The 23,332-nt window shown below is 41.2% G+C and carries 21 protein-coding genes; 15 read left to right on the top strand and 6 right to left on the bottom strand.

Annotation, left to right across the window (positions count from 1 at the left end; genetic code table 11):
* Window positions 1-100: 100 nt before the first annotated feature.
* On the bottom strand, window positions 101-1,516 hold the full coding sequence (gene treP, locus AS034_RS16360) for a PTS system trehalose-specific EIIBC component (RefSeq protein WP_058299363.1): 1,416 nt from the start codon (window positions 1,514-1,516) through the stop codon (window positions 101-103).
* Between the two features lie 769 nt (window positions 1,517-2,285).
* Between treP and AS034_RS16355 the strand changes: the two genes are divergently transcribed.
* The gene (locus tag AS034_RS16355; protein WP_058299362.1) at window positions 2,286-3,215 is read left to right on the top strand and encodes a C40 family peptidase; all 930 of its coding nucleotides are present in this window, start codon (window positions 2,286-2,288) and stop codon (window positions 3,213-3,215) included.
* Between the two features lie 77 nt (window positions 3,216-3,292).
* Here the strand turns inward: AS034_RS16355 and AS034_RS16350 are convergent, their stop codons facing one another.
* From AS034_RS16350 to AS034_RS16340, 3 genes are all read right to left on the bottom strand, one after another.
* A complete protein-coding gene (locus AS034_RS16350; RefSeq protein WP_058299361.1) occupies window positions 3,293-5,143 on the bottom strand; it encodes a zinc ribbon domain-containing protein in 1,851 nt (616 codons plus the stop codon).
* Between the two features lie 66 nt (window positions 5,144-5,209).
* Complete coding sequence (locus AS034_RS16345) at window positions 5,210-6,694, bottom strand: zinc ribbon domain-containing protein (protein WP_058299360.1); 1,485 nt, start codon at window positions 6,692-6,694, stop codon at window positions 5,210-5,212.
* 23 nt (window positions 6,695-6,717) lie between these two features.
* On the bottom strand, window positions 6,718-7,215 hold the full coding sequence (locus tag AS034_RS16340) for a zinc ribbon domain-containing protein (RefSeq protein WP_058299359.1): 498 nt from the start codon (window positions 7,213-7,215) through the stop codon (window positions 6,718-6,720).
* A 306-nt stretch (window positions 7,216-7,521) separates the two neighbouring features.
* On the opposite strand from AS034_RS16340, the gene AS034_RS16335 reads away from it, so the two are divergent.
* Complete coding sequence (locus AS034_RS16335) at window positions 7,522-8,079, top strand: DUF6241 domain-containing protein (RefSeq protein WP_058299358.1); 558 nt, start codon at window positions 7,522-7,524, stop codon at window positions 8,077-8,079.
* 38 nt (window positions 8,080-8,117) lie between these two features.
* Here the strand turns inward: AS034_RS16335 and tagU are convergent, their stop codons facing one another.
* Window positions 8,118-9,050, bottom strand: a complete 933-nt coding sequence (tagU, locus tag AS034_RS16330; protein WP_058299357.1) for a polyisoprenyl-teichoic acid--peptidoglycan teichoic acid transferase TagU — start codon at window positions 9,048-9,050, stop codon at window positions 8,118-8,120.
* Window positions 9,051-9,167: 117 nt separating this feature from the next.
* On the bottom strand, window positions 9,168-9,941 hold the full coding sequence (locus AS034_RS16325) for an SGNH/GDSL hydrolase family protein (RefSeq protein WP_058299356.1): 774 nt from the start codon (window positions 9,939-9,941) through the stop codon (window positions 9,168-9,170).
* A 214-nt stretch (window positions 9,942-10,155) separates the two neighbouring features.
* On the opposite strand from AS034_RS16325, the gene AS034_RS16320 reads away from it, so the two are divergent.
* The 13 genes from AS034_RS16320 to AS034_RS16260 all read left to right on the top strand — a co-directional run bounded on the left by AS034_RS16320 (window position 10,156) and on the right by AS034_RS16260 (window position 23,332).
* Window positions 10,156-10,896, top strand: coding sequence for a YveK family protein (locus AS034_RS16320; protein WP_058299355.1), 741 nt, complete (start codon window positions 10,156-10,158; stop codon window positions 10,894-10,896).
* Window positions 10,897-10,921: 25 nt separating this feature from the next.
* Window positions 10,922-11,593 carry a CpsD/CapB family tyrosine-protein kinase gene (locus AS034_RS16315; RefSeq protein WP_058299524.1) on the top strand — a complete coding sequence of 224 codons (672 nt, stop codon included), beginning with the start codon at window positions 10,922-10,924 and terminating at the stop codon, window positions 11,591-11,593.
* A 112-nt stretch (window positions 11,594-11,705) separates the two neighbouring features.
* Entirely contained in the window at window positions 11,706-12,473 is a 768-nt protein-coding gene (locus AS034_RS16310; protein WP_058299354.1) for a tyrosine-protein phosphatase, read from the top strand.
* Window positions 12,474-12,806: 333 nt separating this feature from the next.
* Window positions 12,807-12,947: a hypothetical protein gene (locus AS034_RS23020; protein ID WP_169792817.1), complete on the top strand. Its 141-nt coding sequence runs from the start codon at window positions 12,807-12,809 to the stop codon at window positions 12,945-12,947.
* Between the two features lie 104 nt (window positions 12,948-13,051).
* Complete coding sequence (locus AS034_RS16300; RefSeq protein ID WP_058299352.1) at window positions 13,052-14,872, top strand: polysaccharide biosynthesis protein; 1,821 nt, start codon at window positions 13,052-13,054, stop codon at window positions 14,870-14,872.
* A gap of 129 nt (window positions 14,873-15,001) precedes the next feature.
* The gene (locus AS034_RS16295) at window positions 15,002-16,117 is read left to right on the top strand and encodes a DegT/DnrJ/EryC1/StrS family aminotransferase (RefSeq protein ID WP_058299351.1); all 1,116 of its coding nucleotides are present in this window, start codon (window positions 15,002-15,004) and stop codon (window positions 16,115-16,117) included.
* Window positions 16,117-16,764 (top strand): sugar transferase, encoded by a 648-nt coding sequence (locus tag AS034_RS16290; protein ID WP_058299350.1) that lies wholly within the window; start codon window positions 16,117-16,119, stop codon window positions 16,762-16,764. The genes AS034_RS16295 and AS034_RS16290 overlap by 1 nt, the downstream gene beginning before the upstream one ends.
* The gene (locus AS034_RS16285; RefSeq protein ID WP_058299349.1) at window positions 16,761-17,378 is read left to right on the top strand and encodes an acetyltransferase; all 618 of its coding nucleotides are present in this window, start codon (window positions 16,761-16,763) and stop codon (window positions 17,376-17,378) included. The genes AS034_RS16290 and AS034_RS16285 overlap by 4 nt, the downstream gene beginning before the upstream one ends.
* Window positions 17,379-17,381: 3 nt before the next feature.
* On the top strand, window positions 17,382-18,506 hold the full coding sequence (locus AS034_RS16280; RefSeq protein ID WP_058299348.1) for a glycosyltransferase family 4 protein: 1,125 nt from the start codon (window positions 17,382-17,384) through the stop codon (window positions 18,504-18,506).
* On the top strand, window positions 18,481-19,863 hold the full coding sequence (locus tag AS034_RS16275; RefSeq protein WP_058299347.1) for a nucleotide sugar dehydrogenase: 1,383 nt from the start codon (window positions 18,481-18,483) through the stop codon (window positions 19,861-19,863). The genes AS034_RS16280 and AS034_RS16275 overlap by 26 nt, the downstream gene beginning before the upstream one ends.
* 3 nt (window positions 19,864-19,866) lie before the next feature.
* Complete coding sequence (locus AS034_RS16270; RefSeq protein WP_058299346.1) at window positions 19,867-20,841, top strand: SDR family oxidoreductase; 975 nt, start codon at window positions 19,867-19,869, stop codon at window positions 20,839-20,841.
* Between the two features lie 45 nt (window positions 20,842-20,886).
* Window positions 20,887-22,170, top strand: a complete 1,284-nt coding sequence (locus AS034_RS16265; protein ID WP_058299345.1) for a lipopolysaccharide biosynthesis protein — start codon at window positions 20,887-20,889, stop codon at window positions 22,168-22,170.
* Between the two features lie 19 nt (window positions 22,171-22,189).
* On the top strand, window positions 22,190-23,332 hold the full coding sequence (locus AS034_RS16260; protein WP_058299344.1) for a polysaccharide pyruvyl transferase family protein: 1,143 nt from the start codon (window positions 22,190-22,192) through the stop codon (window positions 23,330-23,332).

Here is a 23,332-nt window from a genome sequence, read left to right as displayed (position 1 = left end):
AGGATGGACAGTGAATTTTATTTTTCACTGCTGGTCATCCTCGCCCCCTTAGTTTAACTTGTATATACAAGTTCGTCTACTGTTATCTATTTTTAGTGATTTATACTGGTTTGTTTTTGCTGAATTTAGACCAGATCATTGTGAGTACGAATGGTACGACGATACAGATGGCCATTCCGATGAAGAATGGGATCCAGTATTCCGGGATGATGGATAGGAATCCCGGAAGTCCGCCGACACCGATGGAGAATGCTTTGGTTCCTGTCATCGCAAGCAGTACGCCGCCGATAGCTGATCCTATCAACGCGGAGATGAAAGGATAGCGGTAACGGAGGTTAACCCCGAACATCGCGGGTTCGGTGATTCCAAGATATGCTGATATGGCTGAAGTACCTGCCAGACCGCGCAGTTTTTCATTTTCTTTCTTCGCAACGAACATCATCGCCAGTGCCGCTGATCCCTGTGCAATATTGGATAGCGCAAGGATAGGCCATAAGAATGTTCCACCCTGGCTTCCGACAAGCTGAAGGTCGACTGCAAGGAACGTGTGGTGCATACCGGTGATAACCATAACCGCGTACAGACCACCATAGAGTAATCCACCTAACCAGGATACAGAATCGAATACCCATACAACACCGTCAGTCAATAAATTACCGATGAAGAATGTTACAGGGCCGATGACAATAAATGAAGCAAAACCTGTGATTAACAATGCAATCGGTGCAACGACCAGCAGTTTAATTGAATCATGTACGCGTTTGTCCAGGAACATTTCAATCTTAGCCAACAGGTAGGATGCAAAGAGGATCGGCAATACCTGTCCCTGGTAACCAATCTTATCGATTTCAAGACCGAAGAGATTCCATTTCGGGATTTCATCAGCTTTACCATAATCCCATGCGTTCATCAAATCAGGATGTACTAAGATAAGACCTAAAACAATACCGAGTAACGGACTTCCGCCGAACCGTTTAACGGCCGACCAACCGATCAACCCGGGCAAGAACACGAAGGCCGTATTGGCAATCAAATTGATGATGCTGGCAAGATCTGCCCATTGCGGGTGAACATCAATGACGGACTTGCCATCATAAAAAATGCCGGGTCCGGTCAGGATATTGTTCAAACCCATCAGCAAACCGGCCGTTACGATCGCCGGAAGGATCGGGATGAAGATGTCGGCGAGCGTCTTGATGGCACGCTGCAGCGGGTTCAGGTTCTGAGTCGCCGCATCCTTAACATCTTGTTTGGATGCCTGCTCGATGCCTGTTTCTTCTGCCAAGATTTGATACGCTTTATTGACCAGACCTTGTCCGATGACAACCTGGAACTGTCCGTTTGAGGAGAAGGATCCTTTTACAATATCGATCTCTTCCAAACGTTCTTTATCTACTTTCTTTTCGTCCTTCAATACGAGTCGAAGGCGCGTCACGCAGTGAGTGGCCGTCTGGATATTGTCCTTCCCGCCAATCGCTTCGATGATCTCGCGAACGGATTCTCTGCTTACGCTCATGAAATTCCCTCCCTGGTATTTGGCAGGTGACAGGCACCTCCCGATTATTGTCGAAAGCTGTCATGTACCCGCTTACAATTCTATTAATGGAATTCCCCTAAATAGTTTGTGAAAAACGTCCTAAAATATGCTATTTGAAGCTTTTTTGCTTTTTGGCAGTTTAGCCTCCATCACCGCTATTGATTTCCGTGCAACGTAGCTAGACAAGTCTCACCTAACGCGCTTTTCCCGCAGGAGTCTACGTCTTCCACTCCAATCAATCGCTGGAAAGGGCTCATTCTGGACACAATTCAAATAGCATATATAACGCTTACAAACATTTGAGGTCTTGTTGTATATACAAGATATACTTTTATTCTATTCATGTATATACAAGTTGTCAATGGAAAAAGGTTAGCGTTTTCATTTTTGTTTCTGGCACAAATCGACAGTTTTGTACCTGGTACAAATCGGAGGCATTGTACCAGGTACATACCGTGCTCGATGTACCAGGTACAAACCAACGGAATACCAGATTCCACAAGTTGATCCTGGCTCAAATCAGCGAAATGGAGCCAGGATCAAAACCTTGCAATTGAGCCAGGCTCAACAAAATCACAGCCTTCACATACCCGAGTTGGAAACAAACCCATAAATTACTAAACCCCGTAAACATACGCTTAAAAGGGGTTTTATGTCAGAACAGGATAAAAGAACTATTAACCTATCAATCTCCTTCTATCATAATGGAAAAGCATGAAAATTTTACTTGTAGAAGGAGAAATATCTTTTGAAGAAAACGATCATTGCTGTTACAACTGCTGCTTTAGTCTCGTCACTTGCTGTTACTTCTGCTGATGCCGCTTCTTATCGCGTGAAATCCGGTGATACCCTGTCCGGGATCGCTTATAAATATGATACATCCGTCTCGAAATTAAAAAACTGGAATGACCTAACTTCCGACATGATCTATGTCGATCAGGTATTGGAAGTGTCTGCCTCGACTTCAACATCTGCAAAAACATATACCGTTCAATCAGGAGACTACCTATCTAAGATCGGACAGAAATTCGATGTATATGTTGCCGAGTTGAAAGAATGGAACAACTTATCCAGTGATGTTATTTATCCTGGTCAGGTGCTGAAAGTGTCTGCTTCAGGCGATACAACCACTCAGCAAAAACCGTCAACGAACGGAACAATCTACACGGTTCAATCAGGCGATACATTATCACATATCGCTGCACGATACGACGTGAGTGTATCTCAGATCAAGTCTTGGAACGCTCTTAAATCTGACATGATCTATGTCGGTCAAAAGCTTTCAATGGGAGGATCCACTTCCGATGGTGGTGATACAAGCCAAACGTCCAATGTTGTGGATGTAGCGAAGAAATACATCGGTACGCAATACAAATGGGGCGGGACCACACCGAGCGGTTTCGACTGCAGCGGGTTTATCTACTATGTGTTCAACCAGGCCGGGACAAGCCTTTCCCGTACCAATACGGAAGGCTATTACAGCAAATCAACAGCTGTATCCAATCCGAAACCGGGTGATTTGGTCTTCTTTAAAAATACGTATAAAGCAGGCATCAGTCACATGGGCATCTACGTTGGAAATGGTGAATTCGTCCATGCTTCGGATAGCGGTGTTGTCGTGAGCAAGTTGAACAACACGTACTGGTCACCTCGATTTGCGGGATATCGCACGTTTTAATTCTTCGTTTCGAATTTAGATTAATAAAGCCGGCGCAATCAAAGATTGCGCCGGCTTTTCCGTTCTATGCACTTTATTTATAGATCCTTACTCTCCACTTCCTCCGTAGAGACCAAATCATACATCTTTAAGCCGCTGCTTGTGGATGTCACTTTGTACTTCCCATCAAATGATTTGTATTTAGAAGTGCCGTCATCATAGTGGATATTGTATTCCTCAAAGGTATATACATAGAATGAACCGTCGTCCAGGGTTTCAACTTTCTCTACATCTACATTGACGAGGTCTTCGGTGATGCCTTTTTTGTCGAGATAGTCAATATAGTCCGATACGGTTGTTGAGTATTCAGAGGAGGAGTCGATGTCCCCGGCTATCATTGAATAGTCTCGTTCGTTAATGGCCTGCACGGAAGAAGAGATGTAGGATTCAACGAAGGATTCGACATCGCCTGCTGCCTGTTCTTCATTCATGTTTGTGAAAGCAGATGATGATTCAAGCTGCTTTTTGAGTGCTGTCGTATCGACCTTGATTTCCTCAGCATGTTCATCATCAAAGGACCAGATGTAGCCCCAGGATTCCACGCTCCACTTGTCGTTGTTAAAGGTTAAGGAATAGCTGTTTTCAGCGCTTTGTTCGGAAAGTGATACTGAATCGCCTGAATAGACTTCATCCTGCATCCAGCTTGTGCGGACTGGCAGGCTGGCATACCATCTTCCTTCGATATCCTCCAGATACAGGTCATCTGTGTCCACTTCGATTGATGAGATATATCCGATCGTTTTCCAGTCGCTTTCGGTCATATCCTCGAATGAGGAAGAGACATATTCCGATACGTCATTGGAATCATCTTTGAGGAATTTCCCATCCTGATTGGCCAGGGCTTTGGAAAGGTTGAGGAAATGACGCTTGAGTCCTTCTTTAACCTGTTCCTTATCTTTATCCGATAATGTCAAACCAAGTGTCAGCCTGCTGCTGTCAATCGGGGTATCTTCGGATTCAATCTTTCCGAACGGCATATCTTTCTTTAATTGCACCGTCATGGATCCGTCAGTGAGGACAGGGCCGATTTCAATGGATTTTTCTTTATCCACCTTCATGCCGGTGTCCTTGCCGTTGACGAAAACAGAGGAGCCTGCAACATTGGTATTGACCCTGACGTAATCAATATCAAACATAAGGTCGGTACCAGTGGGGCCGACATGGTTGATCTCCGTTTTCTTCTCCAATTGGACAAAATCTGATTTTAAAACGGCTTTTACATCATAGTCCCCAGGGATGTATGAGCCGATCGTTACCATATCGCCATCCACTGATGACGGTTTGACTTCTTTCCCGTCGACATAAAATGTCAGGTCGTCATAATTGGTGTAGATCGTCATCGGGAATGGCTGCAGGACCAGTTCATAGTTATCGTAGATGAAGAACTTTTTTCCTCTTTTTTCAAGAGTGACGAGCTGCTGCGTCTCGCTGGTATCCGCACTTGCAGTTACAGCCTTTTCGTCAAAAGTTCTTGCATTATCCTTTAAATGTGCAATGAGTGTTTCTTCCATGTCTGGATTTTCTTTTAAAAACCCTACAAGGGCGCCAACGTTTTTCTTCTTGATTTCCCCTGAATCTTCCTTCGTACTCAACAATGAAAGCAATTCATCTGTGTTCCCTTTCTCCAGTTGTTCCTCGAAGTTCTCCATCAATTTTGCTTTATCCGTGTATGCTTCCCCGACTTTATAGAGCGACACACAGAGGATCAGCACCAGAAGGGCAGAACCAATCAGGATTTTAGTCTTTTTGGAAAGGGAGGAAAGCGAAGGCATGGATGCAGAAGATGCACCTGTGCGAGTTGGTTCCTTCGTTTCGTGTTTGGCTCCGCAGCCCTTACAGAACGGGCTGTTATGTTCCATTTTTTGTCCGCAGGATGTACAAAATTTCACAGTCATTTCTCCTCTATTGTTTAGATCTGTTCAAAAAATGAGGCTGCCCTGAAGACAGCCCCTTATTTAAGCCGCGCGTGATGTTTGGACTGGTTCCTGGCGGTTTGTCACCATCACGCCAAGGTAGGAAACGCCAAATGCCAGAATGGCGCTGATGATCCCTGTACTGATTGCAGAGAAACCGAATGAAGCGTCGAAGACTCCCTCGAAATTCGTGCTGATCGTCAATTTAGAGATGGCCACGACAACCGCATTGATCACACCGAAAGCAATGGCATAAGCAGCCAGTTCCTGAAGGATATTCCCTCCGGATGCTTTACGCAGCTGATTGCCGGCCCACAGGTGAAGTGCTGCAGGGATAAAGGCAAAGATCCAGATCCAGCTGATTTCCTCGAACAATTCAGCAAATCCCTCCTGGTCTTCGGACGCCTTTGGTCCTCCGAGCAGAGAGTATGTGGCATGTACGGATTCTCCATCCGCAGTTAAATCGAACGTGAGAGATTCGAATTGAGCGACATTCCAAAGGTAGCCTCCAACCTGAGTCCCCAGCAGGATATCCGCAGCGGGTTCCTCGGTCGACAGCTCATCATGTGACGAAATGATGAAGGCTCCGGCTGCCATCATGATGACAAGACCGGTCATGGAGTGAAGAATGGCCTTTGAAATGGAAAGCCCATAGTGTCCGTTGAAAGAGCGTGTTTCTTTCCCCATCGAAAAGACGGCCCCCAGGCCCGTGAAAATAAAGCTGATCACAAAGCCGTTGAATACACTCTCTAAGAACGGGTAATCTGATCCGAGTGTGATCGTCATGTCATCGAAGAAGCCTGTCGGATCGGTCATTTCCATGGAGACACCGGCGAAGGTGCTTATGATACCGATTACGGCACCATAAAGAACGGAGAACGAAACATTCCATTTCATTTTTTCAATGAATGGCTGTTCAGGCTGCTTCCGGTTCATCAGGTATCCCGTTATGGTGAAGACGACGGCAGGGAGGAGCAATAGATTGAATAATCCGCTGGTCGTCGAAAGAACTCCCTCGAACATCATCGCGTTGGCAAAGTAATCAACCCCGATCATGTGGCTGATCATAAACACATCAGAGAAGGATAGCAGCTTGATGCCATCGATCAGGGCGCCGAAATCCCCGCGCAGGGCGTCGCGCAGGACACCGTTGACAGCAGAGCTGATAATAAGAGAAATCAGTAATAGACCAGCAAGAGAAATTCCGTTCCAGACGGCAAGCCTTTTTAAGGAGTTCATATCCGTCAGGGTGGACAGGATGCCTGCCGGACGGGTATCGGCGGTCATGGTCTGTACGTTTGCACGTTTGGGTTCTCCCTCAGTGATTTCCTTCACTTTGCTCATCGTATGACCGCATGCCATGCAGTACAGCGCACTTGCCTGGTTTTCATGGCTGCAGTTGCTGCAGTAACGGTTATTTTCTTTTTGTAACAGGACCTGTTCGTTATGTAAGGACAATGCTTCTCCGTCGTTTATGCAATAGAGTGCATCTTCTTTGTTTTTTGTTCCGCAATGTTTGCAATACACAGTCTGTATTCCTCCTTTCTATTCTAGGCTGTGACCTTTGTTCCGCAGCAGTGGCAATAATTTGCTTCGAGTGCTAACGGCTCGCTGCAGCCGCCGCACACTTTACCTGAATCACTCTCAAGTTCATTCGCTTTTTCGACTTTTGAACCGCAGCCGCCGCAGAATTTGGCGTCAGGCTCGTTCGGGGTGCTGCAGGAAGGGCAGACGATCACATTTTGATCAGGGCTGCTCTTCAACTCAGCGATTTTTCTAGCAGCTTCGTAGATGGAGTGATCCAACTCAGTCAGTTTAGCCGTGAGTTCCATCAATTCCTGATCTTGCAGCTCGCTGTTCCTGATTTTCTTATAAGCGCTTTGCCCCACTTCCATTAGCATCTTGGATTTCTTAACAGAGACATCGTGCATTTCTTTCTTGATCTTATTGATTTCCTGGACGGTTTGTAATTTAAGCTTTCCCTGTTCGATGCCTCCCTGGAATTTGGAAAGGCCTTCACCCAATTTCGATTGCAGATTAGTAGACAATATTCCGATCTCCTTTATTGTTTAATTGAATACATTCACCTATTTTTTTACAGAAATTAAATACAATATATATAAATGCAGTAAAAATATACTCTAATAGGTAAAAATACACATAGTCTATTTAACTATTAAATCAAAGTGATTTCAATACTTTCTTTCATAATTTTCCTTATCTACCAATCTTGTTGGTGTGGGGATTCTTAATGTCATCAATGTAATCAACGGCAGTTAACTAACGGAGGAAAGGAGGAATTCAGGCGTCAGATAACGAAATCAATAACACAGGAAGAAAAAGGGAGAGATGGGATGAGCAAGAAACTTGTTATGTACATCTTAGGAAGTGTCTTGTTAGTGACGGTGATGGGAGTTTATCTCGTGGTGGGCAGCCTCGATCAGCCGGCAAGGGATTCCGAAACGGCTGGAAGTGCTGAAGCAGGCAGCGCAGCAGAATCCGCTGCAACAGCCGATGCGGATGCAGATAAGCCGGATTCTTCGGTTGAAGCCAATAATTCAAACCCATTTGAAAATGACGTAAGGACACCTTTAAAGGAAACACATATGCAGCAATATATCCATGCCATGAGCCACCAAAAGGTGCAGGCAAAAGAAAAGTGGTCCTTCTTTGAAATTACGGGGGAGCGGATCGATTTCTTATTGGGTCAGCTGGAAACCAATAAATATGAACATGAAGATCTCTACAGGGGGATCCTGAAGAATTGGAAAGAAGGAGACTTCTCCAATGCAGTGAAGGATCATAATGCCATCTGGCGTCTTCAGGAGGGAACGGTCGGAATTGCCACGGGACTGCTTAATCCAGAGGCCGAGGAAGCATTCCTCCAGAAACAGAAGAAAGAATCCAGATAAAAAACCCGTGCTGGTCCGCAGCACGGGTTTTCTTATACTCACAGCTCCAAATGTTCCTTCAAGAGTCCTTGCAGTCTCGCAATCTCCTCTTCCGGGATCACATAATAATAGATATTATCGATCCTCGTACCGGAACCGGCCTCGATCTTGATCTGTTCAATATCATTGGAAGCATCCTTATAATGCTTCTGGATATCCACCATCTCGTTGAACTCGATGTTCGTCTTTACGTTGCTTCCCAATGCATCGAAGATATCATCAAATTTCCAAAGGCTTTTGACACTTGCCCCTTCCGAGATGATTCCCTGGATGATCTGGCGCTGGCGGATCTGTCTGCCGAAGTCGCCGCGCGGGTCATCGTAGCGCATTCTCGAATACGCGAGAGCTTTCTTGCCGTTCAAGTCCACCTGTCCTTCATGGAATGAATAGCCGCCTGCGTCAAAACTCAAGTCGTTGTTGACGGTAATGCCTCCGACCGCGTCTACGATATCCTCGAATCCTTCCATATTGATCTGTACATAATAATCAATCGGAATATCCAGCATCTCTTCAACCGTATCCATTGCCATTTCCACGCCGCCGAAAGCGTAAGCATGGTTAATCTTATCCCGGGTGCCGTGACCGACGATATCCGTCAGCGTATCACGCGGGATGCTCAGCATCTTCACGGATTTCGTATCAGGATTGACGGTCAGGACGATCATCGTATCGGAGCGGCCCTTGTCGTTCTTCCGTTCATCCACGCCCATGAGCAGCACGGAGAATGGATCTCGTTCCTGGAATTTCACTTCTTCAGTCCGCTTGTCCGATTTTTCACGATTAATCGGTTTGTGCATTGTCTCGACAGCGCTGTTCAGGGAGTGGTAGACGCTGTACGCATAAGCCCCTCCGCCAAGTACCATCAGGAGAAGGACAATCCCCACCACGCGCAGCCACGTGCGTTTCTTCTTTTTATGTTTCTCAGCTCTCATATTCGTTTCCTCACCTTTTTAAAAATAGCCTACTAGTTAACATATCAAAATATTGGCCGTTTGAATAGTCAATTATTTACTATTCAATGAATGTTCACAAGAAAGAGAGAGACACCATTATTCTGCTATAAAAAAATCGATCAAATAATCCGCCCACAGCTCATGTCCCTGCTCATTCGGACCTTCCTGTGAAGGGAGGAGATACTCCTCGAGCTCTTCTTCCTCAGGCCATTCCGTCCAGTGATCAAGATAAGTAAAGTCATTCTCTTCTGCGAATGTCTTCAACTCGTCGACTTGTTTCGGGTAATAGGTCGCCCCCTCAATCGGATAGGAAGGCTGAAGGATCAGTTCGACGCTGCTGTTCTCCTCCTTCAGATCTTCGTAGAAAGTCTGGATGCTTTCATGATTGCGTTCGACCGGGACGCCGATGGAATTATCGGTGAGGGTGAACGGTTCGAACAGGACGAGGTCAGGCTGGAAAGACAGGACATCTTCATATACATCCCCTTCAAGAAACTCTACAGAAGTGGTGTCTTCTTCGAAGATGGATACTTCAACCTGCCCACCGTATTCAGAAGAAAGCTCCTCTTTCAACAGTTCGCTCCAGCCGCCTTCCCCGGAACCCAAAGCATCAGATCCGACGAGTGCAATCTTATATACGAATCCATCTTTAACCGATTCTTTATATTGTTCACGGGCGTTTGCCGGCCAGTTGGAAACGAGGGGATCGTCCTGGACTTTTTCAACCTGCCCGGAAGCAGTCTCTTCCTCCACCCCGCCCGCGGCCGGAGTTGCGGGGGCCCCGGCAATGCGTTCCAGCCAATATTGGTTTCCTATATAAAGCAGTGCAATACAAATAAGTCCAAATACAATTAATAAGAAGTTTTTCATAGAGAATCCCCCGATATATGTAAAATATGAAAATAGATCAAAAGAAATACTTACCAATATTGTAATTGGTCTTTTCATTTACAAGAAATTGTAGTTTAATAGATAAGAATGGTAACAATGTTACATTTCTATTAAAATTATGACAAGAAAACAGAGAAAAGACAACAGGAATCGCCATTATTTACATATTTTTCTTTTGAATTAGGAGGAAATCATGGAAGAAACTATCAGTTTGCGCGAGTTGATGGAAACATTGCAGAAGCGCATCAGACTAATCATTCTGATTACCCTGACGGCCATCCTGGTCAGCGGAGCGGTCAGCTTTTTTCTTTTAACCCCGGTTTATCAATCAACCTCTGAGCTTTTAGTCAACCAGTCCAAATCAGCCGGCCAGCCCGGGTTCAATACCGGAGAAATCCAGACCAACCTTCAATTGATCAATACGTACAGCGATATCATCAAAAGCCGGAATATCCTTGAAAAAGTGTCTGGTGAACTTGACGGCAATGTAAGTGCTTCAGATCTTGATGGAAGAATAACAGTAGGAAACAAGGATCAATCGCAAGTTATGAGTATTACAGTGCAGGATACAGACCCGGAGCAGGCTGCCCTGATTGCAAACAAGACAGCGGAAGTTTTCCAAAAAGAAGTGGTCAATATCATGAATGTAGACAATGTGACGATCCTTACTCCTGCAGAAGCGAATCAATCACCTGTCAAACCTCAGCCATACTTAAACATTGCCATCGCAACAGTCGTTGGCTTAATGATCGGTGTCGGTTTGGCCTTCTTACTGGAGTTCCTGGACAATACAATCAAAACAGAACATGAAGTGGAAAAATTATTGGGTGTCCCGGTACTTGGTTCGATTGCGCGCATTTCCGATCAGGATGAGAAAAAGTCACGAAACCGTTCGGAAGGCAGCTCCCGTGTGAGAGGTGAGAAAGTTGGCTAACAGTAAAAAACTGAAAAAACTCATGATGAATACGAAACGTAAGCTTATAACGAAGTCGGATCCAAAGTCACCTATTTCAGAACAATACAAAACGATCCGTACGAATATCAACTTCTCATCTGTCGACCGTGACCTGCGCTCGATCATGGTCACATCATCCGGCCCTGGGGAAGGGAAATCCACGACGGCAGCGAACCTTGCCGTGGTCTTCGCGCAGCAGGGGAAGAGCGTGCTGCTTGTAGACGCGGATATGCGCAAGCCGACGGCCCATTATACGTTCAACCTGACTAATACATTCGGTTTCACGACTGTGCTCACGAGACAGAAGACCCTGAGGGAAGTCGTTCATCCATCGGATGTCGATCACCTTGACCTGCTGACATGCGGTCCGGTGCCGCCAAATCCGGCCGAGCTTCTGAGCTCACGGTCAATGGAAGAGTTCCTGGTCGACGTGTATGGGGATTATGATTTGGTGATCTTTGATACGCCGCCTGTCCTGGCTGTCACGGATGCCCAGGTGCTTGCGAATCAGTGTGACGGGACTGTCCTTGTGGTGAGTTCCGGTACGACTGAAATCGAAGGGGCACAGAAAGCTAAAGATCTTCTTCAGGCGACAAAAGGGAAGCTCCTGGGAGTGGTGCTGAACAACCGCGAAGTGAAGGATACAAGCTATTACTATTATTATGGAAAAAGATAACAGATAAAAAGTGTCCATTCGACATTTTTCGCCTGTTTACAAAAATACCTAGTGTAGTAAAATAATAGATGTTGATAAGATAAAAGAACTAGTGAAATGGAGGGTGATGGCAATGATCGATATCCATAGTCATATATTACCTGGAATCGATGACGGTGCGCAGACGATGGAAGAGACGGTCGAAATGGCGAAAACCGCTGTGTCGGAAGGAATCCAGACCATCATTGCCACTCCCCACCATATGAACAATTCATATAGAAATGCGAAGTCGGACATCCTGCCTTTGGTCGACAGAGTGAATGAGGAACTGAAAAATCAGCAGATCGATTTAGTTGTATTGCCGGGTCAGGAATGCCGAATCTACGGTGAAATCATCGAGGACTATCTGAATGGGGAGATTTTACCCCTAAATATTCATTCATCATATATCTTTGTGGAATTCCCATCCAATTCTGTACCGAGGTATACAGACCGTCTGTTTTTCGATATTCAAAATGAAGGGTTGATTCCGGTGATCGTCCATCCCGAACGTAATGCGGAATTGATCTCTCATCCCGACAAACTGTACAACCTCGTGAAAAATGGGGCTGCAACGCAGATTACGGCTTCAAGTCTTACAGGGCATTTCGGGAAAAACATCCAGAAGTTCTCGAAGCAATTAATCGAAGCGAATCTCACTCACTTCATCGCGTCAGATGCACATAACACATCATCCCGAACATTCAATATGAGCAAGGCGCTGGATGAGATAGAACATACTTACGGAATCGATATGGTGTACTACTTTACAGAGAATGCCGATCTGTTAGTAGAGGGGAAAAATATTTATAAAGAAATTCCAGAGAAGGTTAAAAAGAGAAAATTCCTGGGGATATTCTAAGGTAGTTGAATTTTTAATAGGGTCCTAATGTACTATTGTCGTTGTGAGCTGCATATGAAATATATGGACAACAATAGATATTTAGGGAATGTCTCCTATCCGTTACCAATGGAGGCACTCGGTCTCGCCGTGGGTGAAGAAGAAACTTTACCTTAGACGCTCGTCGTCAGTGGTGGGATGTGAGGAAGGGTTAGATGCCCACAATTACTATATTAAAGTAAACAAGTAAAGTAAGGCAATGAAAGCGTTTTATGTAAGTTATTCATTTGGAGTAAATGAAATGAATAAATGTATAAATTTATAAACAACATTCAATTACATAAGGGAGAAGAAATGAGCACCTTCAAAACCATGCCGAAAAGCATCAAGAAAGCCGTCCGCTATATCTATCAGGACGCACCGGTCGAACATTTGAAAGAAATCCAGAACCTTGTCAACCAAGCAATCAACCAAAGGATAAAGCAAGAAAAATAACCTAAATGCCTAAGGAAAGGGTATACCGTACATTTTCCTTAGGTATTTATTTTGTCGAATTCAGGGTCAGTTGAAAAAATAAGAGTAAAGAAGGGATTTATTATATGAGTTATACGAAACGGGTCTCACTGTTGATGCTGCTGGATTCCATTATCGTGCTTACGGCTATTTATATCGGTTATTACATACTTCTCGCAGCATACCAGTCATATGACATGTCGGTCATCGTATTCAGTTCGATTGTGCTGCTAGTCAGCCACCATCTATTCGCATTCATCTACCGCCTTTATCACAGGGCATGGGAATATGCGAGTGTCGGCGAGGTCATGGCGATACTGAGGGCCGTCACGTTCTCGGTTCTGACGACGGGCGTCCTTCAGTTTGCCATCACAGGTACTGTATACAGACGCATCCTGCTCGTTACCTGGATGCTGCATATGATTCTGATCGGCGGCTCCAGATTCTCCTGGAGGATGTACCGCGATCTGTATATGAAGAACCAGCAGACAAAGAAGCGTGCATTGATCATCGGTGCGGGGTCGGCCGGGTCCATGCTTGTGCGTCAATTGATCAAGAGCAGTGACACCGATCTCATGCCGGTCGGCTTCATTGATGATTCACCCAAGAAACAGAAGCTTGAAATTTACGGGGTGACCGTCCTCGGCGGAACGAAAGACATCCCGGAAATCGTGGAGAAGTACCAAGTTGAAAATATCATCATCGCCATTCCTTCACTCAGAAAAGGTCAGCTGCAGGAAGTGTACCAGGAATGTAGCAAGACGAATGCCAAGACTCAGATCATGCCGATGATCGAGGATATCGTGTCAGGTAAAGTCTCCGTCAACCAGTTCCGTGATGTACAGGTGGAAGACCTTCTCGGACGTGAACCGGTAGAACTGGATATCAAGAGCATTTCTGAAAAATTGACAGGTAAAACGATCCTTGTCACAGGCGCAGGCGGATCGATTGGTTCCGAAATCTGCCGTCAGGTGAGCAAGTTCAAACCGAACAAACTCCTTCTGTTAGGGCACGGCGAAAACTCCATCTATACAATTGATATGGAGCTTCGCAATAAATATAAGGAGGAATTTGAAATCATCCCTGTGATTGCGGATATCCAGGATAGAAACCGCATTTTTGAAGTGATGGAAGTACATACACCGGATGTTGTCTATCATGCTGCGGCACATAAGCATGTTCCATTAATGGAATATAACCCTAAAGAAGCTGTTAAGAACAATGTTATCGGGACGAAGAATGTGGCAGAAGCCGCTGATACATTCGGCGTCGGCACATTTGTCCTGGTCTCATCGGATAAAGCCGTCAACCCGACGAACGTGATGGGGTCGACGAAACGGATAGCGGAAATGGTGATTCAGAATCTTGATAAGAACAGCAAGACTAATTTTGTTGCTGTGCGTTTCGGGAACGTACTTGGAAGCCGCGGCTCGGTTATTCCTTTATTTAAAAGACAGATTCAAACCGGCGGTCCGGTTACGGTAACGCATCCGGATATGACCAGATACTTTATGACGATTCCGGAAGCTTCGCGACTTGTTATGCAAGCGGGTGCTTTGGCACGGGGTGGAGAGATTTTTGTGCTGGATATGGGGGAGCCGGTTAAGATTGTTGATCTGGCTAAGAATCTTATTAAGCTGTCTGGTTATTCAATAGATGAGATTGGGATAAAGTATGCGGGCATTCGTCCCGGGGAGAAGATGTATGAGGAGCTTCTTGGGGAGAATGAGGTTCATGGTGAAGCTGTTTTCCCTAAAATCTTCATCGGGAAGACGGTGGAGTTTGATTATGGGCGTGTATCCAATTTGGTAGAAAACCATCAAGTATATGAACCGGATTATTTAGCTCAGTACGTGCTGAGCTTAGCCAATAAGAAGGAAGAAGTTTTGATAACGAATGTAAATTAATACAGTCGGTACTGTACTTAAAGGTACAGTACCGGCAATCTTTAGTTGTTTATTAGTTACATAGATATACAGGAAAATCTAGTTAAGTAATAAGCAACTGATCTACATACTGGAAGGAAGATTTGAATCATGGGAGACAGAATATTTCTTTCATCACCGCATATGAGTGATGAAGGCTATGAGATGCAATATGTAAAAGAGGCGTTTGATACTAACTGGATTGCTCCTCTTGGAACAAATGTTAATGAATTTGAAAAAGAACTTGCCGCAAAAGTCGGTTCAAAAGCAGCTGCCGCATTATCTTCAGGGACCGGGGCCATCCATCTAGCATTAAGAGCGGCAGGTGTAGGTGAAGGAGATATCGTATTCTGTCCGACATTGACTTTCTCAGCAACAGCAAATCCAATCATTTATCAAAATGCTGTTCCTGTTTTTATTGATAGTAATGAAGAAACTTGGAATATGTGCCCGGAAGCTTTAGAAGAAGCTTTTGAAAAGTATCCAGCCGTTAAAGCAGTGATCGTTGTTCATCTTTATGGTCTTTCTGCAGATATGGATAAGATAATGGAAATATGCAGGAAACATAATGTAGCAGTTATAGAAGATGCTGCAGAGTCATTGGGCGGATACTACAAAGGACAGCATACAGGAACCTTCGGTGATTACGGTATCTTCTCTTTTAATGGAAACAAAATCATTACTACTTCCGGCGGCGGAATGCTTGTTTCTAATAATGAAGAAAAAGTCTCCAAGGTTAGATTCTGGGCTACTCAGTCAAGAGATCAAGCGAGGCACTATCAGCATAGTGAATTAGGCTTTAATTATAGGATGAGTAATGTTGTCGCCGGGATTGGCAGGGGACAGCTTAAGGTCTTAGAGAAAAGAGTAGAAAAGAAGAAAAATATTTTCGAGTTCTATAAAAGAGAGCTTGAAGGTCTTGATGGTGTAGAATTCATGCCCGTAAATGATTGGGATAAGCCGAACTATTGGCTGAGTGCTATGAAATTAAGTGGCACTGTCAGGCCTTTTGATTTAATGGAAGCTCTTGAAAAAGAGAACATCGAATCAAGGCCTGTTTGGAAGCCGATGCATATGCAGCCTTTCTTTGAGAAGTACAATTTTGTCGGAACAGATGTTTCTGAGAAGTTGTTTAGGAATGGTGTTTGTTTGCCTTCTGATACGAAGATGACGGATGAGGATTTAAAAAGGGTTATTAATACTTTAAAAGGATTGTGGTTGAGATAATGAAGACTAAAGGCGGTATCTATGAAAGGTTTGTAAAAAGACCGATGGATTTCACTATTTCATTACTTGCTATTATTATTCTTACTATTATACCTGTGCTTCCAATTGTAGCTTTACTTGTTAAAACGAAGTTGGGCAGCCCAGTATTCTTTAAACAAAAACGACCAGGGCTTAATGAAGAGGTCTTTATGATGTATAAGTTCCGAACAATGACGGATGAAAGGAATCAAAATGGAGAGTTACTTCCGGACAGTGCGAGATTAACGAAGTTTGGAAGGTTTCTGCGTTCTACATCATTGGATGAACTTCCGGAACTTTTTAATATTCTAAAAGGGGATATGTCGATTATTGGTCCGAGGCCCTTATTGGTACAGTATCTGCCCCTTTATAATGAGCATCAAAAACGACGACACGATGTTCGACCGGGGTTGTCAGGTTTGGCTCAGGTGAGTGGTCGGAATGCTATTAGCTGGGAAGAGAAGTTTAATCTAGATGTGTATTATGTTGATAATGTGAGTTTTAGAGGGGATTGGAAAATCATTCTTCTCACTTTGAAAAAGGCTTTGGTTAGGGAAGGTATTAATTCGGAGACTGCAGCTACTATGGAGCCATTCAAGGGGAATGAAAAGGAAAGAATGGAACTATGAAAGAGAAACTATTAATTATTGGTGCTAGTGGTCAGGGGAAAGTGGTTGCGGACATAGCTTTAAAAATGAATAGGTGGCAGAGTGTTGCTTTTTTGGATGATGATGAAAATATTCATTCTTCTATGGATTTAGAAGTGATAGGTACTTCTAGTGAAGTTTCAAAGTACATAGAGGAATACGACGTATTTGTTGGAATAGGTAACAATGAAACCAGACAAAAAGTTCAAGAAAAGCTGGAAAAATTAGGCGCGGAAATACCGGTATTAATTCATCCTACTGCAGTAATTGGTGAGCAAGTAGAAATTGAAGCAGGCACTGCTCTTATGGCAGGTTCTATTGTAAATTGTTGTACTAGGATTGGTAAAGGCTGCATTGTTAATACTGGTTCTACCATTGATCATGATAATGTTATTGGGGATTTTGCACATATTTCTCCCGGAGTTCATTTGGCAGGGACAGTTAAAGTAGGATTAGGATCATGGATAGGTATTGGGAGTACTATTAGTAATAATGTAACAATCACCGATGATTGTAAAATTGGTGCAGGTGCTGTTGTTATTAAGGATATAACCGAGCCTGGTGTATATGTCGGTATCCCAGTTAGGAGAATTTAGTAAATGAAAGTACTTGTATTGGCGAATTTTGGAATGGGTCTTTATAACTTTAGGAAAGAGTTATTAGAGGAATTGATTAAACAGAATCATGAAGTCTTTATTTCTCTACCCAACGATGAATATGTGCCAAAGTTAATAGACATTGGTTGCGAATTTGTAAATACTCCTCTAGAAAGAAGGGGAACAAATCCACTTACTGATTTGAAATTGCTATTTAATTATTTAAAGATAATAAAACGCATTAAACCGGATATTGTTCTTACTTATACAATAAAACCAAATGTTTATGGTGGTATGGCTTGTTCGGTGACGAAAACACCATATATATCAAATATTACAGGACTGGGTACTTCTATTGAGAATCAGGGTTTGATACAGAAGGTTACACTGATGCTTTACAGACTCGGATTAAAAAAATCAGAGTCTGTATTTTTTCAAAATAAAACAAACCAAAAATTTTTTATTAATCATAAAATCGCGATTAATAACTCAAGATTAATCCCGGGTTCCGGAGTCAATTTAGAAAAACATAGATACGAGGAATATCCTTCATCGGATACGGTGAGATTTCTTTTCATTGGTCGAATTATGAAAGCAAAGGGAATAAATGAATTACTAGAAGCAGCTCAACATGTTAAAAGAGAATATCCAAATGTTCAATTTGAACTTATTGGCGGATGTGAAGAAGACTATGTTGAGAAACTAGATGAATTAGAAAGACAAAATATCATAAAATACCACGGACAGCAAGCTGACGTACACTCTTTTATAAAAAAATCTCATGCAACAATTCTCCCCTCATATCATGAAGGCCTAGCTAATGTCTTGCTTGAGTCTGCCTCTACAGGACGTCCAGTGTTGGCTTCCAATGTATCTGGTTGTATAGAAACGTATGAAGATGGGGTTACTGGTTTTGGTTTTAAGGTTAGAAACGTAGAAAGCTTAATTACGGCAATTCAAAAGTTCTTAACCCTTTCCCCTGAACAAAGAAAAGCAATGGGTAACGCTGGACGGAAAAAGGTTGAAAATGAATTTGATAGAAAAATAGTAATTAACGCTTATCTAAAAGAAATAAATAATATTGTGAATAAGGAGAATAACGATGACTCTATACGAGAGATTAGTTAATAAAGAAGACAAAATATCATTAATCGGTCTAGGATATGTAGGTATGCCAATTGCAGTAGCTTTTGCTAAGAAAGTGGATGTAATCGGCTTTGACATTCATAAAGAAAAAATTGAATTGTACAAAAGTGGAATAGATCCTACCAAAGAGGTGGGTAATGATGTAATTAAAAACACAACAATAAATTTCACAGCAGATGAGGTAAGGCTTAGAGAAGCTAAGTTTCATATTGTGGCGGTACCAACTCCTGTAAAGGAAGACCGCACACCGGATTTAAAACCAGTCGAATCTGCGAGTCGCACATTAGGACGGAACTTAACTAAAGATTCAATTGTGGTATTTGAGTCAACTGTTTACCCAGGTGTTACTGAAGAGATCTGTGTACCAATCTTAGAAAAAGAATCTGGATTAGTATGTGGTGTGGACTTTAAGGTTGGGTATTCCCCTGAGCGAATTAATCCAGGTGATCAAGAGCATAGACTAGAAAATATAATTAAGGTAGTTTCAGGTATGGATGCTGAAACCTTAGATATCGTTGCCAAAGTATACGAGCTAGTTGTAGACGCAGGGGTCCATAAAGCAGAAAGTATAAAGGTTGCTGAAGCTGCCAAGGTAATTGAAAATGCTCAACGCGACATCAATATTGCGTTCATGAATGAACTTTCCATCATCTTCAACAAAATGGATATTGATACAAAAGCAGTTCTTGAAGCAGCGGGAACGAAATGGAATTTCTTAAAGTTCTCTCCTGGACTAGTTGGTGGTCACTGTATCGGAGTAGATCCATACTACTTAACATACAAAGCAGAACAAATGGGCTACTATTCTCAAATCATACTTTCAGGAAGAAAAATCAATGATGACATGGGTAAATATGTCGCAGAAAGCACTGTAAAGAAAATGATAAAGGCCAATAAACAAATCAACGGGGCAAAAGTAGCTATCTTTGGCGTGACATTTAAAGAAAATTGCCCGGACGTAAGAAATACCAAGGTAGTCGATGTGATAAAAGAGCTCGAAGAATACGGCATAGAGGTTAAAGTTGTGGATCCAGTAGCGGATAAAGAAGACTTGTGGAATGAATACAGGCTAAACCTATCGAATACTGAAGAAATCAAAGATATGGATGCGGTTATCTTCGCTGTACCTCATGAAGAGTTTAAAGCAATAAGCTTAAGAGATTTAAGAGTCTTCTTTGGAACTGCAGAATATGCAAACAATGCAGCGATGGAAGAGGTTGCTGCTACATCAGAAAACAATATATACAATAATTCTAATAATAATGTTCTCATGGACATAAAGGGAATGTTTGATCGAAAAGAAGCAGAGAAAATAGGCTTTAATTATTGGAGGTTTTAAAAAATGGGTTATAAAGATATTACTTTTCCAGAAGGTTCAACCTTTCTGGTAACTGGATCAGCAGGATTTATTGGATCCAATCTTGTTGAAGCAATTCTAAATTTAGGGTATAAGGTAAAGGGTCTTGATGATTTTTCTACTGGAAAGAAAGAAAATGTAGAGGAATTCATAGAGAATTCAAATTATGAATTTATTGAAGGGACTATTCTTGATATTGATACATGCAAAGACGCATGCAAGGATGTTGATTATGTTCTACACCAAGCCGCGTGGGGGAGTGTTCCGAGAAGTATTGAGATGCCTTTATTTTACGAAGAGGTAAATATTAGAGGAACCTTGAACATGATGGAAGCAGCCAGACAAAATAATGTAAAAAAGTTTGTCTATGCTTCTAGTTCTTCAGTTTATGGGGACGAGCCAAATCTTCCCAAGCAGGAAGGAAGAGAAGGAAATGTCCTGTCGCCTTATGCTCTTACGAAAAAGGTAGATGAAGAATACGGAAAGCTTTATACCAAATTATATGGCCTTGATACTTATGGATTACGTTATTTTAATGTATTTGGTAGAAGACAGAATCCTGATGGGGCTTATGCTGCTGTAATTCCAAAGTTTATTAAACAATTATTAAATGATGAACAGCCTACCATTAATGGTGATGGGAAGCAGAGTAGGGATTTTACTTATATTGAGAATATTATCGAAGCTAATTTAAAGGCATGCAAGGCGCCAAGTGAAGGTGCTGGAATATCATTTAACATTGCATATGGGGGAAGGGAGTACTTAATTGATATTTATTATGAATTATGTAAAGCATTAGATAAAAAAACCAACCCAATATTTGGACCGGAAAGGGCAGGTGATATTAAGCATAGTAATGCAAGTATTCAAAAAGCAAAGGACATTTTGAATTATGATCCTCAATGGAGTTTTCAACGAGGGATAACTGAAGCTATAACGTGGTACAAAGAAAATATTTAAGTATTAAACTTAATTTATGTTTTATATGGTATAAGGGGAATTTTTGTGTTATATAAAAAAATCAAATCTAACTTTTTGAGAAAAGTACTACTATTATCCAGTAGTACTATAATGGCTCAACTTATCATGTTAATCATATCACCTATACTTACCAGAGTATATTCTCCTGAATCCTTTGGGGAATTAGCTATTTTTTTATCATTTATTTTAATTCTTTCTGAAGTTAGTAGTTTAAAGTACGATATGGCTATATTGATTCCTTCTGAAAAGGAAGATAACAAAACTGATAGTTTAATTTTTTTATCTATTTTAGTAGTTATCATTGTCAGTGTTTGTTCAATACCTTTATTATCTATTTTAAATCAATTTGGCTTTTTTATTCTATCTTATAAAGGATTGTTGTGGTTTCTCCCATTAACAGTTTTCATTTCAGGTATATATCAAATATTTACGTTCTATTCTATAAAAAAAGGAGACTATAAATTTATAAGTGGAACAAAAATAAATTTAGTAGCTTCACAAGGACTTTCTCAGTTGGGGTTGGGATATATTTATCCTTCTTCAGTATCGCTAATACTGGGAGATTTTTTAGGAAGGATAGTTGTATGTATTAGTATTTTTAATAAATATAAATCTAAGATTCTATCTGTTTTTATTAAAAAAGATTTTATGAATATTCTGGCTGTTGCAAAAGAATATCGGAAATATCCTTTAGTTAATGCCCCCTCTTCTCTAATTAATAGTGTTGGTACTAATATTATCCCTATTCTTTTGACAATTGTCTATGACCCTATAATAGCTGGACTCTATGCGCTAAGTTATAGAATGATTAGATCCCCCATACAAATAATTGGAAAATCTATTTCTAGTGTTTATATAGGAGATATAGTAAATCAAATAAATAACAAAAGTGAAATAATCAGTATAAAGGACAAAACATTTAAGATAATTAAAATTCAAATTATATTAGGAGTTATTCCCTTTTCTATATTGGCAATTTTTTCTCCAAGCTTATTTTCAATCTTATTTGGGGAAGAATGGATTAAATCTGGTTATGTAGTAAGATATTTATCTCCTATGTTACTAATGATGTTAATTGTTTCTCCCATATCTGAGATATTAAATATAATACAAAAACATGAATTTAGATTTTATTGGGACATAATTAGGTTAGTTGTAATAATGGTTATTTTTTTCGTTTCTAATGTGTATGAATTACCAAATGAAATCTTTTTTATGGTTTATAGCCTATCAATGACTATCATGTATATAATTTTACTTTTTATTATTTATATTCAATTAGATAAATATGTAATTAAAAAAAATTGATTTTATGGAGGATGTACAATTGGTAAATAAACTAAACATCGGATTTACGGGTTACTATGGTATGGGGAACTTTGGAGATGACTTGTTTGGTGTGCTTTCTGTAGAAGCCGCAAATAAATATTGGAATATAAAAAAAACATCGATTGTTGGTACTCCAATTACTGGGTTTAAAAGCAATTATGAACTAAACAAATTTAATAATATTTATACTAAATCTAATAAGGTAGGAAAAATTCTTAGAGCATTAGTTATGACGAAGTCCTTTATAAAAAATGATGTAATTGTTTTAGCAGGTGGTTCTACGATTGGTTCAGGAACTTCGAATACGATGAGAAACTTTCAAAAAAAATTATCAAAAAAAAATTTATCAGAACTAGGGGCTATTGGAGTTTCGGTTGGTCCCTTCAACAATTATACTGACTATCTTAAAGCAAAAGAATTTATTCTAAAACTTAAATATATTTCTGTTAGAGATCAAGAATCTTTCAACATACTAAAAAAAATGGATGTTCCTATAGAGTATAATTTGGGAAGGGATATAGCAGGTTTATTACCTATACTTTTTCCAATACAAAAACAATATAACTCTAACGATGAAAAAATAGTATTAGGAGTATCTTTATGTAACTATGAACGATATGTTGGAGGAGATATATCAAAAGAAGAAAAAAGAAATGAACAAGTTATAGAAGGAATAAAATCAGTATGTGAAGAACTCGGTGATCAACTACTACTAAAAGTATTTATTATGAATAATAACTCAGAAATTGGAGATCAAGAAATTTCTAATGATTTTATACAATCTATTTCACATACAAATGTTCAAGTTGAGATAATAAGTAACGAAAAAGGTCCCCTCTATATTTGGCAAGAAGTAAATAATTGCACAGCTTTTTTTAGTATTAGACTCCATGGTGGAATAGCTGCGTATATGGCAAATATTCCCTTTTGCTTAGTAGAGTACCATGAAAAATGTACAAACTTTTTAAATGATATAGGGCAACCTGAGAATAATAGAATTAGAGAAGTAAACCCTAATATAAAATCTGTTGTTATGAATTTAATTAAAACAAAAAGTAAACCAACGTTAACATGTGAAGAATATTCGAATGAAGCAACCAAAATATTTACATTAGCCCCTTGGGCCAAAAAAGAGGATTAG

It is taken from the genome of [Bacillus] enclensis, assembly GCF_001456935.1.
GTDB lineage: Bacteria > Bacillota > Bacilli > Bacillales > Bacillaceae_B > Rossellomorea > Rossellomorea enclensis.
The sequence above is the reverse complement of the archived record's forward strand: the minus strand, read 5'-3'. Positions and strand labels throughout refer to the sequence as shown.

What these genes read in the sequence shown, in the direction of transcription:
- AS034_RS16325 (WP_058299356.1), bottom strand. Translation starts at nt 9,941, where the DNA reads ATGAAAAACTTCTTATTAATTGTATTTGGACTTATTTGTATTGCACTG.
- AS034_RS16310 (WP_058299354.1), top strand. Translation starts at nt 11,706, where the DNA reads ATGATCGATATCCATAGTCATATATTACCTGGAATCGATGACGGTGCG.
- AS034_RS16285 (WP_058299349.1), top strand. Translation starts at nt 16,761, where the DNA reads ATGAAAGAGAAACTATTAATTATTGGTGCTAGTGGTCAGGGGAAAGTG.
- AS034_RS16300 (WP_058299352.1), top strand. Translation starts at nt 13,052, where the DNA reads ATGAGTTATACGAAACGGGTCTCACTGTTGATGCTGCTGGATTCCATT.
- AS034_RS23020 (WP_169792817.1), top strand. Translation starts at nt 12,807, where the DNA reads ATGAGCACCTTCAAAACCATGCCGAAAAGCATCAAGAAAGCCGTCCGC.
- AS034_RS16290 (WP_058299350.1), top strand. Translation starts at nt 16,117, where the DNA reads ATGAAGACTAAAGGCGGTATCTATGAAAGGTTTGTAAAAAGACCGATG.
- AS034_RS16335 (WP_058299358.1), top strand. Translation starts at nt 7,522, where the DNA reads ATGAGCAAGAAACTTGTTATGTACATCTTAGGAAGTGTCTTGTTAGTG.
- treP (WP_058299363.1), bottom strand. Translation starts at nt 1,516, where the DNA reads ATGAGCGTAAGCAGAGAATCCGTTCGCGAGATCATCGAAGCGATTGGC.
- AS034_RS16320 (WP_058299355.1), top strand. Translation starts at nt 10,156, where the DNA reads ATGGAAGAAACTATCAGTTTGCGCGAGTTGATGGAAACATTGCAGAAG.
- AS034_RS16275 (WP_058299347.1), top strand. Translation starts at nt 18,481, where the DNA reads ATGACTCTATACGAGAGATTAGTTAATAAAGAAGACAAAATATCATTA.
- AS034_RS16270 (WP_058299346.1), top strand. Translation starts at nt 19,867, where the DNA reads ATGGGTTATAAAGATATTACTTTTCCAGAAGGTTCAACCTTTCTGGTA.
- AS034_RS16280 (WP_058299348.1), top strand. Translation starts at nt 17,382, where the DNA reads ATGAAAGTACTTGTATTGGCGAATTTTGGAATGGGTCTTTATAACTTT.
- AS034_RS16295 (WP_058299351.1), top strand. Translation starts at nt 15,002, where the DNA reads ATGGGAGACAGAATATTTCTTTCATCACCGCATATGAGTGATGAAGGC.
- AS034_RS16315 (WP_058299524.1), top strand. Translation starts at nt 10,922, where the DNA reads ATGAATACGAAACGTAAGCTTATAACGAAGTCGGATCCAAAGTCACCT.
- tagU (WP_058299357.1), bottom strand. Translation starts at nt 9,050, where the DNA reads ATGAGAGCTGAGAAACATAAAAAGAAGAAACGCACGTGGCTGCGCGTG.